19 protein-coding genes are annotated in these 15,691 nt (G+C 32.6%); 8 read left to right on the top strand and 11 right to left on the bottom strand.

Annotated features, from left to right (window positions below; all coding sequences use genetic code 11):
• Position 1 precedes the first annotated feature (1 nt).
• The 5 genes from WBG07_RS00185 to WBG07_RS00165 form a co-directional block, all read right to left on the bottom strand.
• Positions 2 to 322 (bottom strand): DNA-directed RNA polymerase subunit omega, encoded by a 321-nt coding sequence (locus WBG07_RS00185; RefSeq protein WP_340198447.1) that lies wholly within the window; start codon positions 320 to 322, stop codon positions 2 to 4.
• Between the two features lie 5 nt (positions 323 to 327).
• Positions 328 to 1,134: an outer membrane protein assembly factor BamD gene (locus WBG07_RS00180; RefSeq protein ID WP_340198445.1), complete on the bottom strand. Its 807-nt coding sequence runs from the start codon at positions 1,132 to 1,134 to the stop codon at positions 328 to 330.
• A gap of 96 nt (positions 1,135 to 1,230) precedes the next feature.
• Entirely contained in the window at positions 1,231 to 2,157 is a 927-nt protein-coding gene (locus tag WBG07_RS00175) for an ion channel (protein WP_340198444.1), read from the bottom strand.
• Positions 2,158 to 3,048, bottom strand: a complete 891-nt coding sequence (gene dapA, locus WBG07_RS00170; protein WP_340198443.1) for a 4-hydroxy-tetrahydrodipicolinate synthase — start codon at positions 3,046 to 3,048, stop codon at positions 2,158 to 2,160.
• A 1-nt stretch (position 3,049) separates the two neighbouring features.
• Positions 3,050 to 3,577 carry a DUF6913 domain-containing protein gene (locus WBG07_RS00165; RefSeq protein ID WP_340198442.1) on the bottom strand — a complete coding sequence of 176 codons (528 nt, stop codon included), beginning with the start codon at positions 3,575 to 3,577 and terminating at the stop codon, positions 3,050 to 3,052.
• A gap of 67 nt (positions 3,578 to 3,644) precedes the next feature.
• Here WBG07_RS00165 and WBG07_RS00160 point away from each other — a divergent pair, with 67 nt between their 5' ends.
• Together WBG07_RS00160 and WBG07_RS00155 are read left to right on the top strand one after the other, a co-directional pair.
• A complete protein-coding gene (locus WBG07_RS00160) occupies positions 3,645 to 4,406 on the top strand; it encodes a 5'-nucleotidase C-terminal domain-containing protein (protein WP_340198441.1) in 762 nt (253 codons plus the stop codon).
• Positions 4,407 to 5,315 (top strand): bifunctional metallophosphatase/5'-nucleotidase, encoded by a 909-nt coding sequence (locus WBG07_RS00155; protein WP_340198440.1) that lies wholly within the window; start codon positions 4,407 to 4,409, stop codon positions 5,313 to 5,315.
• Here the strand turns inward: WBG07_RS00155 and WBG07_RS00150 are convergent.
• From WBG07_RS00150 to WBG07_RS00130, 5 genes are read right to left on the bottom strand one after another with little or no spacing between them, the layout of a single operon-like run.
• Positions 5,287 to 5,976, bottom strand: coding sequence for a hypothetical protein (locus tag WBG07_RS00150; RefSeq protein ID WP_340198439.1), 690 nt, complete (start codon positions 5,974 to 5,976; stop codon positions 5,287 to 5,289). The two genes, WBG07_RS00155 and WBG07_RS00150, sit on opposite strands and share 29 nt — an antisense overlap.
• On the bottom strand, positions 5,973 to 7,973 hold the full coding sequence (gene ligA / locus WBG07_RS00145; protein ID WP_340198438.1) for an NAD-dependent DNA ligase LigA: 2,001 nt from the start codon (positions 7,971 to 7,973) through the stop codon (positions 5,973 to 5,975). The genes WBG07_RS00150 and ligA overlap by 4 nt, the downstream gene beginning before the upstream one ends.
• A 24-nt stretch (positions 7,974 to 7,997) precedes the next feature.
• Positions 7,998 to 8,579, bottom strand: a complete 582-nt coding sequence (locus WBG07_RS00140; protein WP_340198437.1) for an LOG family protein — start codon at positions 8,577 to 8,579, stop codon at positions 7,998 to 8,000.
• On the bottom strand, positions 8,580 to 9,449 hold the full coding sequence (gene prmC, locus WBG07_RS00135; RefSeq protein ID WP_340198436.1) for a peptide chain release factor N(5)-glutamine methyltransferase: 870 nt from the start codon (positions 9,447 to 9,449) through the stop codon (positions 8,580 to 8,582).
• A gap of 13 nt (positions 9,450 to 9,462) precedes the next feature.
• Positions 9,463 to 9,951: a GNAT family N-acetyltransferase gene (locus WBG07_RS00130; protein ID WP_340198435.1), complete on the bottom strand. Its 489-nt coding sequence runs from the start codon at positions 9,949 to 9,951 to the stop codon at positions 9,463 to 9,465.
• Positions 9,952 to 9,981: 30 nt separating this feature from the next.
• Here WBG07_RS00130 and ribD point away from each other — a divergent pair, with 30 nt between their 5' ends.
• From ribD to WBG07_RS00110, 4 genes are read left to right on the top strand one after another with little or no spacing between them, the layout of a single operon-like run.
• Entirely contained in the window at positions 9,982 to 11,040 is a 1,059-nt protein-coding gene (gene ribD, locus WBG07_RS00125; RefSeq protein ID WP_340198434.1) for a bifunctional diaminohydroxyphosphoribosylaminopyrimidine deaminase/5-amino-6-(5-phosphoribosylamino)uracil reductase RibD, read from the top strand.
• Entirely contained in the window at positions 11,022 to 11,642 is a 621-nt protein-coding gene (locus WBG07_RS00120; RefSeq protein WP_340198433.1) for an HAD family hydrolase, read from the top strand. Before ribD ends, WBG07_RS00120 begins: the two co-directional genes overlap by 19 nt.
• Entirely contained in the window at positions 11,642 to 12,508 is an 867-nt protein-coding gene (locus WBG07_RS00115; RefSeq protein WP_340198432.1) for an EamA family transporter, read from the top strand. The genes WBG07_RS00120 and WBG07_RS00115 overlap by 1 nt, the downstream gene beginning before the upstream one ends.
• A gap of 2 nt (positions 12,509 to 12,510) precedes the next feature.
• The gene (locus WBG07_RS00110) at positions 12,511 to 13,128 is read left to right on the top strand and encodes an IMPACT family protein (protein WP_340198431.1); all 618 of its coding nucleotides are present in this window, start codon (positions 12,511 to 12,513) and stop codon (positions 13,126 to 13,128) included.
• Here WBG07_RS00110 and WBG07_RS00105 read toward each other — a convergent pair.
• A complete protein-coding gene (locus tag WBG07_RS00105; protein WP_340198430.1) occupies positions 13,117 to 13,530 on the bottom strand; it encodes an acyl-CoA thioesterase in 414 nt (137 codons plus the stop codon). The two genes, WBG07_RS00110 and WBG07_RS00105, sit on opposite strands and share 12 nt — an antisense overlap.
• A gap of 194 nt (positions 13,531 to 13,724) precedes the next feature.
• Here WBG07_RS00105 and dnaA point away from each other — a divergent pair, with 194 nt between their 5' ends.
• Entirely contained in the window at positions 13,725 to 15,152 is a 1,428-nt protein-coding gene (gene dnaA / locus WBG07_RS00100) for a chromosomal replication initiator protein DnaA (protein WP_340198429.1), read from the top strand.
• A gap of 2 nt (positions 15,153 to 15,154) precedes the next feature.
• Complete coding sequence (locus tag WBG07_RS00095; RefSeq protein ID WP_340198428.1) at positions 15,155 to 15,616, top strand: low molecular weight protein-tyrosine-phosphatase; 462 nt, start codon at positions 15,155 to 15,157, stop codon at positions 15,614 to 15,616.
• Positions 15,617 to 15,691 lie beyond the last annotated feature (75 nt).

Here is a 15,691-nt window from a genome sequence, read left to right as displayed (position 1 = left end):
TCTATTTTGCAGTATTTCTATGATAGATCTTTCCTTCAAGCCATTCTTGAACGGCCATTGCGTGTGGTTTAGGTAATTTTTCGTAAAACTTAGAGACTTCTATTTGCTCTTTATTTTCAAAAATCTCTTCTAAACTGTCTGTGTACGTAGCAAACTCTTCTAGCTTTTCAATCAATTCCTTCTTGATTTCAGCATTAATTTGATTTGCTCTTTTTGACACAATGGATATGGCCTCGTAAATATTATCTGTAGGCTTATCAAACTCATTTTTGTTGACAGTGATCGTACTAATAGGTGCTTCTGTTTTTCTGAAATCGCTCATAATAACTATTTGCTAAATTGTTGTAATTCTTTGTTAAGAATAGAAAGCATTTTATCTGCTTCTTCTAAATATTCTGATTCTGGATAAGATTTTTTTAAAGTTACGTGGGCGTCTTTAGCCTCTTTAAGACGTGTTTCTTTTTTGCTCTCAATACTATTTATTGCTAGTTTAAACATAGAATCTAATCTGTAAAACATGGCATCCTCTCTGTAAGGAGTACCTGGATAGTCAGATAAGAAAAGATCAAATGATTTAATTGCTGCATAATAATCTTTAATTTTATCGTATTGTTTGGCAATTTCAAAAGCCTTGCGTTCAAGTTTTGTGCGTAATTCTTTTACCAATACATTAGCTTCTGATAATCTTTCTGAATTTGGATATGTATTAATAAAATTCTGAAGTTTATCTATAGCCGATGCGGTCTCTGTTTGATCTATACTAAATTTTGGAGATAAAAAATAATAACTCTTGGCTCCATAAAAAGCAGCCTCCTCTGCTTTATCACTTCTGGGATAAGATTTGCTGAAACGTTCAAATTGATATCCTGCCAAATAATAATCTTCTAATTTATAATAAGAATCTGCGAAAAAGAAAATAGCACGTTCTCCTTGTGGTTTACCTATAAACTTAGGTACAATTTGTTCAAAAAGACGAACAGCACGTCGGTAATCTCCTTCCTTATAAAGGCTTTCTGCTAATTCATACTTTTTAGCAGTATCATCTTCCTTCAATACCTTTTGGTACTCACCACAGGAATTAAAAATAAATGCTAATAACACTGTAAGGATAAAAAAAAGCGCTTTTTTAATCATTCGGCAAAATTAAAGATTCTATTGTAATAAAAAAAACAAATTTAAGAGGGCTAAAATACGCTTATTCGCGCTTAAAAAAAGTATTTTAAAATCTTTTTAACTATTAATTGGTCTGGTTTCATTTAACTTTTCATGATCTAACACGGTAATTCCGTCAGAATCAAAGTCAAAAGCCTTTACAAACTCATGATCTATTTCAATTTCATCAAGGGTATATGAAAAAACCCTATGTACTTCCTCATTAAAGGATTCATCAAAATAGCTTGCCATAACAATAATCTCTCCCTTTAAGTGAGGTATCTCTTTTAATGAATACTTATAAAGCGGGCTGTCTTTGTCAATATGATGTACAAGTGTCCATGTAGTAGGTAAATAATTAATAAAATCTCTTTCCATTGAAAGTTGAAAGAAACTACTTGTAAAATTCCCTTTTTTCATTTCATGCAATGAAAGCGTTACGGTAACTTTTGGTTTTATCATTGGAGTTTCTTTGGTATTCATTATTCTGAACATCAAAGCATTTTCTTTTTTAAAGGGTCTAAGAACCATTTGATCACTAAACTTAACAAATGATCTTGGTTTTGAAAATCTTCCATAAAGTAATCCCGTTATAAATGAAAAGCTTAAAAGACCTACCAAAGCTTCTATAGTTGATACAATTCCAACCAAAACACCTTTTGGAGCCATGCTTCCATAACCAACTGTTGTAATGGTTTGGGCTGAAAAAAAGAACGCATTTAAAAAATCAATAAACCAAGAATTACTCTCATTATAAAATTCATTAATACCAATAGATAGGTATAAAATTGCAAAGAGCACGTTTACAATGATGTATCCTGCAAGTACCAATAAGAAAAAACGAGCCCATGAAATATGAACAAGATAACTATACGTGGAGGCAATAGAATGTTTTCTATTTAAATGTTTAATATTGAACTTGCCATCCTTAGTCACAAAACGTTGCACATTTTCAGTACTACCGCTCCCAAATCCAGGATCTGATAATTTTTTTGATGTCGCCATCTATGGAGTAACTGCGATGGATTGATTCAAGTATGTATTGATTTTTCTTTTAAGCGTCTTAGTTGCAGCAGTGAGCGGAAGCCTGACCACAGATTTACAAATCTTATAATGTTCAAGAATTGCTTTAATTCCTGCGGGATTCCCTTCCTCAAATGCCAAATCTATAACTGGGATAAGTTTATTAAAAAGAGCATACGAATTTCTTGCATCTCCATTTATTCCCATAGTAACCATTTTAGAAAATTGAGAAGGTAACCCCTGTCCAATCACAGATATTACACCTGCACCTCCAGCCAAACAAATGGGCAAAGTAAGCATGTCATCTCCTGATATTACTAGAAAATTTTCAGGTTTATCTCTTAAAATTCGGGTAACCTGATTTAAATCTCCTGAAGCTTCTTTTATCCCAATAATATTATCAAAATCATATGCTAATTTCAAGGTAGTTTCCACACTCATATTGCATCCAGTTCTTGCAGGAACATTATAGACAACAACAGGCAGCGGACTTGCTTCTGAGATGGCTTTGAAATGGGCATAAATTCCTTCTTGACTGGGTCTATTATAATAAGGAGCAACAGATAGAATAGCAGAAAAACCTTCCAGATTTCCTGTTTTCAATTCATCTACCACTGCCAAGGTATGATTTCCACCTACGCCTAATACCAATGGTAACCTTCCCTTATTTGCATTTCGTATAGTAGTCTTAACTAATTCCTTTTCAACATTTGATAAAACTGCCGATTCTGCGGTAGTTCCAAGAACAACCAAATAATCTACTCCCCCATCAACCACAAAATCAACCAAAGTTGAAAGGCTAGACACATCTATATTGCCTTTTGCATCAAATGGAGTTACTAATGCAACGCCTGTTCCTCTTAATTGCGACATGCTAAATCTTTTTTAAAATTTTAAGGTACTTTATAATTTCTTCTCTGAATTTTGAAAAAGAATCCGGAGAAATTTGGAAAACAATATCATTTAAATCTTGATTACTATCTAATAAACCAATTTTTGTTTGTGATTTAGTTTTGGCAGAAACCAATTTTAAAATCACCGGTGCATGTTGGTAGTAATTTATCAGTAAATCATACTCTCTTCCTAAGTATTCATTAATATCAGAATTTTTTATTTGTCCGTTCCATCCCAAATCCTTATCCGTAAAAACAGGAACGTTAAATCCAGTACCCATTAAACCTTTTTCACTAAAACCAATTATTTTATATTCATGAGACTTTAATCCTATTTGTTCTGCTAGTTCTTGAAAAACTTCAGTATGATTGAATTCATCAAAATTAACAATACAACCTAAGGAACGTATTTTAGATGATTCTTTCGATAATTTACTATTCTCATGAGCGTTTAAAGCTTTTTTCAATAATTTGAGAGCGCTTTTTCGCTTGAGTTTTTCTAAAAACATTTATAGTAACTTTGTGTTACAAAAATAGAGAATCTGATCCATAATTAATTTATTTTATAAAAAACTTATGATGCGTATTATTAAACATTTTGTTTTATTTATAACAATTTGTGCTTTTGCTGCATGTAAACATTCCCATCAAGTTACAAAAATAGCGGGAGAAAATATCCATATTACGGATTCTCTTCCTAAAACTAAATCTATTGAATCTTTTATAACTCCTTATAGATCAAGAATTAATCAAACACTAGATAGCGTTCTCGCTTACAACCCACAAAACTTAACAAAAAATGATACTCCGCTAAATACTGCGCTTGGAAATTTAATGGCAGATGTTGTTTATGAAGCTATTGAGCCTATTTATTTGAAAAGAATTGGAAATCACGTTGATTTTGTACTGCTCAATCATGGAGGTATCAGATCTGGATTTAATAAGGGAGGTGTAACAGCGAGAACCGCTTATGAATTAATGCCTTTTGAGAATACGATTTCCGTATTAGAGTTATCAAGATCTAAAATGGATTCGTTGATCAACTTTTTAGTGGTAGGGCAAAGAGCACATCCCTTTTCAAAAGAATTACGTTTGTCACTTTTTAAAGACGGAACATTGAAAGATGTTTCCATTCATGGACTACCCTTAGACTCGTTAAAGAGTTTTAAGATAGCTACCTCTGATTATCTTGCTAACTTGGGTGATCAAATGAATTTTTTTGAGGATCCTATAAGCAGAGTTGACATTGATTATTTAATACGTAACATCTTTATTGATTATTTTAGAAAAGTAGACACTATTTCTGCTTCTTATGATCATAGATTTATAATGGAATAAATGAATAGACGTACTTTTATAAAGAATAGTGCAGCTGGAGCTACCATGCTTGGTATTGCACCATACACTTTTCAATCTTGTAAAGAATTAAAAAGACATCTCACTATTTTGCATACAAATGATGTTCATAGCCATATAGATGCTTTTCCTGAAACGGATAAAAGAAACCCAAATATGGGAGGTGTGTCCAGAAGAGCCTCTCTTATTACAGCAATTCGCAATGAAAACCCAAATACGCTTTTATTTGATGCGGGTGACATTTTTCAGGGAACCCCCTATTTTAATTATTATGGTGGTGAGTTAGAGTTTAAACTCATGAGTATGCTTAAATATGATGCCGTTACCATTGGGAATCATGATTTTGATAATGGTATTGAGGGGTTGTATGCACAACTACCTCATGCTAATTTTAGCTTTATTTCGGCTAATTATGATTTTTCAAATACTCTTTTAGAACGCCATGTAGAACCTTGGGAGATATTTGAAACTGGTGGCGTAAAAGTGGGAGTTTTTGGCTTAGGAATTGAACTTAATGGACTCGTCGCTAAGAAAAATTATAAAGAAACTGTTTATTTAAACCCTATAGAAATAGCGCAAAGCATAAGTTATCTTTTAAAGCACGAAAAACAATGCGACCTTGTAATTTGTCTTTCTCATTTAGGTTACAAATACAAAAATGAACAAACCCCTTCAGATGTTTTACTGGCTTCAAAAACAGAAAATATAGATTTAATAATTGGCGGACATACGCATACTTTTTTAGATAAACCAGAAATTCATTTGAACCAAAAAGGCGAAGAAGTTTTAATAAATCAAGTAGGTTGTTATGGTATTAATTTAGGAAGGATAGATTTTTACTTTGATACTCATGGAAAGGTTCTTAAGGAAGGTAAGTCGATTTTAATTTAAAGCCTTCATAATCTGTTGCAAACTTTAATAAAAAGATATACGAGATTATATGCGATATGACATTGATAACTTCAAAGAGATTAATTGGACTAAAAAACAGATACATACTCATCATAGAATCTCCTATTACGAGACTTACAGCTATAATGATTAAGTAAAGTGTAAGTTGTGATCCTGAATTAAAAAAACTCACATTAGAGAGCACATTCAGCATAACTAATGCAACTGAATAACCAACCACATAGGGGTATAAAATTCCCAGCGCATCTCCAAAAGCATCCCTAAGGTAGAATTCATAATATACTAACCATAAAAGAATGATAGGGATAGAATAATAGAGTAGTCTTTTTGTACCTTTTTCATGAATCAGATTAAATGCAAATACACATAAAACTAAATGACCCAATCCAAAAAAGATCAAAGAATATTTTAGAATTAATTCCTGATTAAAAAAACTACTTAATTCCGCAAAAAAATAAAATAAAAAGACTATTGATATACCCCAATTTGCGAGTGTTGTCTTTTTATAATAAACAAAATACAGCAAAGGTAACATGCATACTCTTGGGAACCATTTTAAAATCTGAATTTCAAATACTTCTCCAATAATCAAGAGTATTCCGAACAAATAGAAAGACTTAATTGCTAAAGAATTCTTCATATCATATCCAAAAATTGGTATTCATCTATAATGGGTATTTTAAGTTTATCTGCTTTTTCTTTCTTACTTGGCCCCATGTTTGCTCCTGCAATCACATAATTCGTTTTAGAGGAAATAGAAGAAGCTACCTTACCTCCATTATCTTCTATTTGTTTTTTTAATTCATTTCTTGTAATAGATTCAAAAACTCCTGAAACAACAAAGGTAATACCTTTTAAAAGATCTGTTTGATCTTTTAAAGCTTCCTCAGATATTTGCATGGCAACCCCTTTTTGCCTTAAGTCTTCTACAATAAGCATATTCTTTTCGTTTGCAAAAAACTCTACCACACTTTCGGCTATTTTTTCACCAATTTCATCTACTTGTAACAAATCTTCTTTTGAAGCCTGTTTGAGATGATCTATAGCTTTAAAAGCTTTTGCCAGTTTTTTTGCTACAGTTACTCCCACAAATCGTATTCCTAAAGCATAAAGAACTCGTTCAAAAGGAATTGCAACAGAAGACTTAATTCCATTAATTATATTTTCAGCAGATTTTTCTGCCATTCGCTCTAAAGGTATAATTTGTTCAATTTTCAATTCGTAAAGGTCTGCATAGTTATTTATTAACCCCTCTTTATATAGTAGTTCTACTGTTTCAGAGCCTAATCCATCAATATCCATTGCTTTGCGCGAAATAAAATGTTGAATACGACCTGTAATTTGTGGAGGGCATCCGTAAAAATTAGGGCAGTAGTGCTGTGCTTCTCCTTCTTTTCTGATTAAAGTTGTTTGACATTCAGGACAATGTGTTATATAGGCTACCGGGCTAGAATCCGCTTCCCTACAAGTTAAATCTACAGCAATAATTTTTGGGATAATTTCTCCTCCTTTTTCCACAAATACACGATCACCAATCCTAATATCTAAACGTTCTATTTGATCGGCATTATGCAATGATGCTCTTTTTACTGTAGTTCCTGCTAACAAAACTGGCTCTAGGTTGGCCACCGGCGTTATAGCACCCGTTCTTCCAACCTGATATGAGATGCTATTTAAGGTTGTTTTTGCTTGTTCTGATTTGAATTTATAAGCCATTGCCCAACGCGGTGCCTTTGCAGTATAGCCTAATTCTTGTTGATGTGCAATACTATTCACTTTCACTACAACACCATCTGTTTCGTAAGGTAAGTCATGCCTTTTTACATCCCATATGTCTATAAAATTCATTACCTCTTCAATACTTTTACACAATGCAGCTTCAGCAGGTACTTTAAAGCCCCATTGTCTTGCCATTTCTAATGCTTCAAAATGTGATTTCGCGTTTACCTGATTTCCATTCAAACCATACAAAAGACAATCAAGTGGTCTTTTGGCAACTTCTGCACTGTCTTGGAGCTTTAGACTGCCGCTAGCTGTATTTCTTGGATTCATATAGGGGTCTTCTCCAGCTTCTATTCGTTCTTCATTCATTTTTTTAAAGCCCTCCAATGGTAATATAATTTCACCTCTAATATCGAACTCTGAAGGATAATCACCTTTTAATATCAAAGGAATAGATCTTATAGTCTTTACATTATTAGTTACATTGTCACCTTTAAACCCATCGCCTCTAGTTACCGCTTTTAACAAGCGCCCATTTTCATAAGTAATACTAATAGAAGCACCGTCATATTTCAATTCACATACAAATTCAATATTAGAAGTACCTAATATTTTATGAATCCGTTTTTCCCAGTCCTCCAGATCTTCTCTAGAATAAGAATTATCAAGAGAATACATTCGTTCTTTATGCGTTAACGTCTCAAAATTTTTAGTGACAGTTCCTCCTACTCTTTGTGTAGGCGAACCCGAATCAAAGAATTCAGGATACGTATCTTCAAGCACCTGCAATTCTTTAAGCATCATATCAAATTGATAATCTGAAATAGTGGGCATATCTAACACATAATAATTGTAATTGTGTTCACTTAATTTTTTTCTTAATTCTATGATCTGGTCTTTAGGGTTTTTTACCATTTTTCCGGAATTCTTTCAATTTAACTAAACCTGTTCTTTATGAATCCATTTTGGCTGTACTTGAGGTTTATATTTTTTCATTCTTTCCAACAAAGATTGCGTTTTGTTTTCAACCAATAACATTTCATAATTTTGAGGCTTTAAAAATTCTGTTTTTACCATTTTTTCTAGCATCGCTAAAAGGTCATTATAAAACCCGCTAACATTTAAAATTCCTACTGGTTTAGTATGCAATCCTAGTTGTCCCCAAGTAATCATTTCAAAAAGTTCTTCCAAAGTGCCATAACCTCCAGGAAGAGTAATTACTCCTTCAGATAAATCATGCATAATTAATTTTCTTTCATGCATCGTTTTGGTCACAATAAGTTCTGTTAATCCGGTGTGATACACTTCTTTAATCTTCAGGAAATCTGGGATTACTCCAATTACCTTCCCTCCATGATCAAGACATCCGGAAGCAACCTGTCCCATAATGCCTATATGGGCAGCACCATAGACTAAAGTAATGTTCTGTTTGGCTAGGCATTTACCTAGTTCATAGGCTTCTTTAATAATATGTTGATCATTTCCCTCACTACTTCCACAAAAAACTACAATACTCTTCATTTATACAGATTTTATAAGTTGTGCCTTTACCATACGTTCATTACTAAACAAATCTTTTCTTCTTTTAATATTTAAGAATCCTAAAGCTCTTAATTCTTCTTCTAATTCATCACCAAGATATTGATTGATCTCGAAATATAATGCACCATCGGGCTGCAAGTTATTAACAGCTAGTTGGGCAATTTTTTTATAAAACAGAAGTGCATCATCATCCGGAACAAACAAAGCAATGTGTGGCTCATAATCTAAAACATTAAGCATCATTTGATTTTTTTCAACTTCCCTTACATATGGAGGATTGGAAACTATTATGTCATATTTATCTGGTAAGTCCTGAATTTTTAGAATGTCTGCCTGAATAAAATTTATGGGTACTTGAAGGTTTTTAGCGTTTTTTTTAGCTATTTCTAGGGCCTTTTCTGAAATATCATAAGCAGTGACTTCAACGCTCGCTGTATTTTTGGCTATTGTAACTGCTATACAGCCACTGCCAGTACCAACATCAAGTATTTTGATTGGTGATTTTTTTATTTTTTTATTTTTTATATCCTTTAGAATCCATTCGACAAGCTCTTCGGTTTCCGGTCTTGGAATGAGTACATCTTTGGTGACAAAAAAATCAAATCCATAAAATGAAGTCTTACCCAATATTTGTTGAATAGGGATGTTGTTTTTTAGGCTCTCCAATGTTTTGTAGACAATAGGTACTTCATCATTAGTCAAGCTGAGAGTTGGATTTAAAGCCACAAAAAGTTTAGAAATGTCAAAATAGTGTTCTAAAGTTCTGTAGAAAAATTGATCAACTTCTTCAACTCCATATTGTTGATCTAATTCCAGATGAAAAATGTTTTTAAGCTCTTTTAGAAGCATTTTTCTTTAGCATTTACTTCAGTGTTTTAAACATCCATACAGAACAAGCATGGTGGCATGTATCTCCCATAGGAGCTTCAATATGTTCAAAACCCATATGTTGATAAATATTTTGCGCTACAGTCATATTTGGCATCGTTTCTAAGTAGCAACCATTATAGCCAAACTCTATAGCTTTATGTATACACTTATTAATTAGTTTTTTTCCTATACCTTTACCTCTAGCTATCTCTAATAGGTACATTTTTTGCAATTCACAAACATTTCCAGCATAATTTGCTAAAGGTGCAATTCCAGCACCTCCCAAGACCGTATCGCCTTCAATTACCACATAATAAAAAGATTTATCCGCAAGGTAAGCTTTGGTTAGATTTTGTAAAGAGCTATCTGAATAAGCAGAACCTTCTTTTGGAACATTAAAATCAACAATAACTTTACGAATAACTTTGGCAATTTGATCATTATCAGAGTATTCTATTTGCCGGATAAATATTTCGCTCATAGACTCACCTTATTATACTATTTTTGTGATGTGAATATACACGAAAAATATATAAAAAGATGTATTCAACTGGCCAAAAACGGATTAGGAACTACCTATTCAAACCCGTTAGTTGGCAGTGTAATTGTTCATAATAATTTAATTATTGGGGAAGGTTGGCATTATAAGGCTGGACAGCCTCATGCCGAGGTTATTGCAATTAATTCTGTAAAGAATAAAGAATTATTAAAAAATGCCACTCTTTATGTGTCATTAGAACCTTGTAGCCATTATGGTAAAACACCTCCTTGTAGTGATTTAATTATCAAAGAACAGATTAAGAACATAGTAGTTGGCACCATAGATCCCTTTGCCAAAGTGGCAGGAAGAGGTATTAAAAATTTATTAGACGCTGGATGTAACGTAACCGTTGGTGTTATGGAAGAAAAGTGTAGAGCATTAAATAAGCGCTTTTTTACATTCCACACCGAAAAAAGACCTTACCTGATATTAAAATGGGCAGAATCAGCAGATGGCTTTTTAAGTCCGGCAACTACCAAAACAACAAAACAAATAGCCCAACCCATATGGATATCAAATAAATTCTCCAGACAGCTCGTACATAAATGGAGAAGTGAAGAACAAGCCATCTTGGTAGGTACTAACACCGCTTCCATAGATAACCCATCATTAACCACTAGAAACTGGTATGGAAAATCCCCAGTAAGGGTGTTATTAGATAGAAATTTGAGGCTTTCTACTCACCTTAAACTCCTAGATAATACGGTTCCTACACTTGTTTTTACTGAAGTAGAAAAAACACCCTCTCCGCAACAAAAAATTTCTTATCATAGCGTTCATTTTGATGATACTTTAATTACTTCAATAGTAAGCAAACTCTATGATATGGGTATACAAAGCCTTATTATTGAAGGAGGTTACAAGACATTAAAAGGATTTATTGATAAAGGTCTTTGGGATGAGGCAAGAGTTTTTAAAGGAAATAAAGTATTTAGGGCTGGAACACCTGCTCCTGTAATTACGGGTGACTTAATAAGTTTAGACAAAATAATCACAGATGAACTTTATATATGGACAAAAAAAACATAAAAAATATTGTTTTTGACTTTGGTGATATTTTTATTAATCTGGACAAGCCTGCCACCCTATTAAGGATGAAAAAATTAGGATTAAAGGAATTATCACCCGAATTGGTTAAAATGAATGAGTCTTATGAAAAAGGACTTATAAGCACCTCGCATTTTGTTCAATATTATCATCATTTATTTCCTCAAGTTGAAAAAGAAGAGCTCGTTCAAGCATGGAATGCCATTATTTTAGATTTTCCAGAATATCGATTGAACTTTTTGGAAAAGCTGGCAAACAAAAAAAACTTTAGATTATTCTTATTAAGTAATACAAATGAACTTCATATTAGTGCCGTAAAAAATAGTATGAGTGACACTAAATATGAGAGATTCAAGAGCTATTTCGAGAAATTTTATTTATCTCATGAGATTCATTTAAGAAAACCAGACCTTGAAATTTTCAATTTTGTTATACAAGAAAATGGTTTAAATCCTCAACAAACATTATTTGTAGATGACACTTTGGAAAATGTCTTAGCAGCAAAAGAAGCCGGTTGGAAAGGATGGCATCTTATTCCCGGAGAAGAAGACATTATTAATTTACTAGATAAAAACTTCTTTTAATGGTCTATCTGTTGTTGAGTATTTTGTTGAACACGCTTTTGTTTGTAATCTTCAAATACTTTAGCCGGTTTAATGTAAACAATCTTCATGCGATAGTTATAAATTATTTTATAGCATTTTTTACGGGGTTTATGTTTGATGAGACGATAGTGTCTCTATCACAAATACCAAAAGCCCCTTGGTTTAAAGGGACGTTGTTTTTAGGAGTCCTTTTTGTTACTCTCTTTAATATTTTAGCACTTACAGCTCAAAAAATAGGCCTTTCTGTAGTTTCCATAGCCAGCAAGATGTCTGTGGTAATTCCTGTAGTTTTTGCATTTATAGTTTACGAAGATAAAATTACATTCTTTAAAGTTATTGGGATTATTTTAGCATTAATGGCAGTATATCTAGTAACTAAAAAAACAACTCATACATTGGTTAAAAACAAATATTTGTATTTGCCATTATTACTCTTCATTGGTTCAGGATTACTAGATACTATTCTCAAATATGTAGAATTTAAATACGTAAGCATCGAGGAAACAAACATATACTCAGCGGTCATTTTTTTGGTTGCTGGAATTACCGGAACGGTTATAATCCTAATTCAGACCATTTTAAAAAAAGTGAATTTTGAGATTAAATCTGTGATTGCTGGTATTGTTTTAGGTCTACCAAATTTTTTCTCTATTTATTTTTTGCTAAAGGCATTAAAAATAGATGGAATAGAAAGCTCTTATGTTTTTCCTGTAAATAATGTAGGTGTTGTTTTATTATCAACAGTTGTTGGCATAGGCTTGTTTAAAGAAAAGTTGTCTAATTTAAATAAGATTGGAATTGTGATTGCAATAGGAGGTATCGTATTAATGAGTATAGCTAGTTAACTGTGACAAAAGACACTTTTAAAACATTAGCCGTCGCTTCACCCGAAGCACTTTACAAGGAGAAAGGAAGTAAATTCTATGCATATGCATTTCCAATAGATTCAGAAGAGGGAATTAATGCTAGAATAAAAGATGTGAAAGAAAAACACTATAGCGCAAGACATTGGTGCTATGCATGGCAGCTGGGAATAAGAAATACAATGTATAGAGTTAACGATGATGGAGAACCCAGAAATAGTGCAGGTATGCCAATTTACGGACAAATTCAATCTTTTGGAGTTACCAATACCTTGGTAATAGTGGTTAGATACTTTGGTGGTATAAAACTAGGAGTTGGCGGACTAGTTAAAGCCTATAAGCAAGCAGCAAATCTTACCCTGAAAAATGCCCCCATAATAGAAAAAACAATCGATGTACTTTATACTTTGAATTTTGAATATGTCTTGATGAATAAAGTAATGCGAATCATAAAAGAACATCAATTGGAAATCACAAATCAAAAGTCCGCTTTAAAATGCCTTCTTGAAATTAAAGTTCGTGAGCGAGATGCTAAAAAAATTGAAACCATACTAAACAGCATCTTTGGATTAGAATTTATAAAAGGTACATCAGAATTCTAAATTTTCAAATTTTTCAAGAAGATATGAAGGGCATCTTATAGGTTTTCCAGAAGCGGTATTAATAAATGCCAAAACCGTATTTGCAGTACATATTAATTCTTTATTCTGATTATGAATTTCATAGTCAAATTCTATTCTAACAAAAGGTCTCTTTAAAAGGGTTATTTTTATCGATAAAACGTCATCATAGTAAGAAGGTTTTAAAAATTTCAACTTTAATTCTGTTACCGGAAGCATCACGCCACTTTCTTCCATCCACTTATAAGATATACCAAGGCTTCTTAGCCACTCAACCCTTGCAATTTCTAGATATTGAGCATAATTTCCATGATAAACTACACCCATTTTATCAGTCTCAGAATAACGTATTCTCACGTTAACTACGTAGGTTTTTACATTCACAGTTTAAGGTTTTTTACAGGTTATCAAAAAGTAAAATTATCGTTACCAAGCATGCGAAAAAAAAAGTGAAAATTCAACCAGCTTTTCATTTTTTTTTTCAATTATTTGTTCACATATTTGTTCTGCTTTAAGAGCTAAAGTAAGAAATCTATTCATTCGGATTAAATAACCAACAATTAAACTTAATAATAGGGATGAGCATAACTGCTGAATCGGTATGGGATAATTGTTTGTCTTTTATAAAAGACAATATACAACCACAGGCTTATAAAACCTGGTTTGAACCAATCAAATCCGTAAAGCTTACAGATAATGCCCTTAGTATTCAAGTTCCAAGTAAATTCTTTTACGAGTGGCTTGAAGAACATTATGTAAAGCTTCTCAAGGTTGCTCTGACAAGAGAACTTGGTGAAACTGCAAAACTGGTTTATGTAATAAAAATGGAAAACACCTATGGGAATCAAAAACCATTTACAGAGAAAATTCCAAGCAGTAATAGAGCAAATGTAAGGCCTCAAGAATTAGATGTTCCTATAAAGCATAAAAATCCAGAATTAAAAAATCCTTTTGTTATTCCGGGAATCCGTAATATTAAAATTGAATCTCAATTAAATCCCAATTATAATTTTGAGAATTTTCTTGAAGGAGATTCTAATAGGTTGGCAAGATCTGCTGGTTTAGCGGTGGCTAACAAACCTGGAGGAACTTCTTTTAATCCATTATTGATTTTTGGTGGAGTTGGTTTAGGAAAAACGCATCTAGCACATGCTATTGGTGTTGAGATTAAAGATAAGTATCCAGATAAAACGGTACTTTATATTTCTGCTGAAAAATTCACACAACAGTATATTGAATCAGTTAAAAAGAATACACGAAATGATTTTATACATTTTTATCAATTGATTGATGTATTAATTATAGATGATGTCCAATTCTTTTCAGGTAAAACGGGAACTCAAGACGTATTCTTTCATATCTTTAATCATTTACATCAAAACGGAAAACAAGTCATCTTAACATCTGATAAAGCACCTGTAGATATGCAGGATATTGAACAAAGATTACTTTCAAGGTTTAAATGGGGACTTTCTGCTGAATTGCAAAGTCCTGATTTTGAAACTAGAGTGTCTATCCTTAAAAATAAGCTTTATCGAGATGGTGTAGAAATGCCTGAAGAAATTATTGATTATGTAGCCAAAAACATTAAAACGAATGTTCGTGAGTTAGAAGGAGCTATAATTTCGCTTATTGCACAATCTTCTTTTAATAAAAAAGAGGTTACTCTTGAATTAGCTACTCAAATTGTTGAGAAATTTGTTAAAAACACCAAACGTGAGGTATCTATTGATTATATCCAAAAAGTAGTCTCAGACTATTTTCAGATGGATGTATCTACTCTGCAATCCAAAACACGTAAACGTCACATTGTACAAGCTAGACAATTAGCTATGTTTTTTGCAAAAAAATACACTAAGGCTTCACTCGCGAGTATTGGTTCTCAAATAGGACGAAGAGATCATGCAACAGTTCTTCATGCTTGTAAAACGGTAGATAATCTAGCGGAAACAGACAAGCAGTTTAGAAAGTATATTGACGATCTTACCAAGAAATTAGCACAATAGTTATGTCACGGCGCATTTTAATGGTTTGCCTAGGTAATATTTGTCGATCTCCTTTGGCGGAAGGTATTCTTAAATCAAAAACAAACCATTTAAATGTTGAAGTAGAATCAGCAGGAACCATTTCATTCCATGCTGGTAAATCTCCCGATATAAGATCAATTGCTATTGCTAAGAAAAAAGGTATTGACATTTCCTATCAGCGGTCTCGAAAGTTTACTACCTCTGACTTTGAAAGATTTGATGAAATCTATGTAATGGATCGCAGTAATTATATAGATGTTCTTCAAATGGCAAAAACAAAAGATCAAAAGGAAAAAGTCAAAATGATATTGAATTTGGTATTCCCAGGTGAAAATGTAGATGTTCCAGATCCCTATTACGGAGGTGATGTAGGTTTTGAAAACGTATTCAAGATGCTAGATGAAGCTTGTGATAAAATATTAGAACAACTGGTCAAAGAATAATTTATACTCGCTTTTCAATAGAAATACTCTTCTTTTACAATCAATTTTGTAGTTTTAAGCCTAACAAAGTAACTA

Origin of the sequence: Ascidiimonas meishanensis (assembly GCF_037782385.1) — a bacterium.
GTDB classification, from domain to species: domain Bacteria; phylum Bacteroidota; class Bacteroidia; order Flavobacteriales; family Flavobacteriaceae; genus Ascidiimonas; species Ascidiimonas meishanensis.
This window is presented reverse-complemented; position numbering and strand designations above follow the sequence as displayed.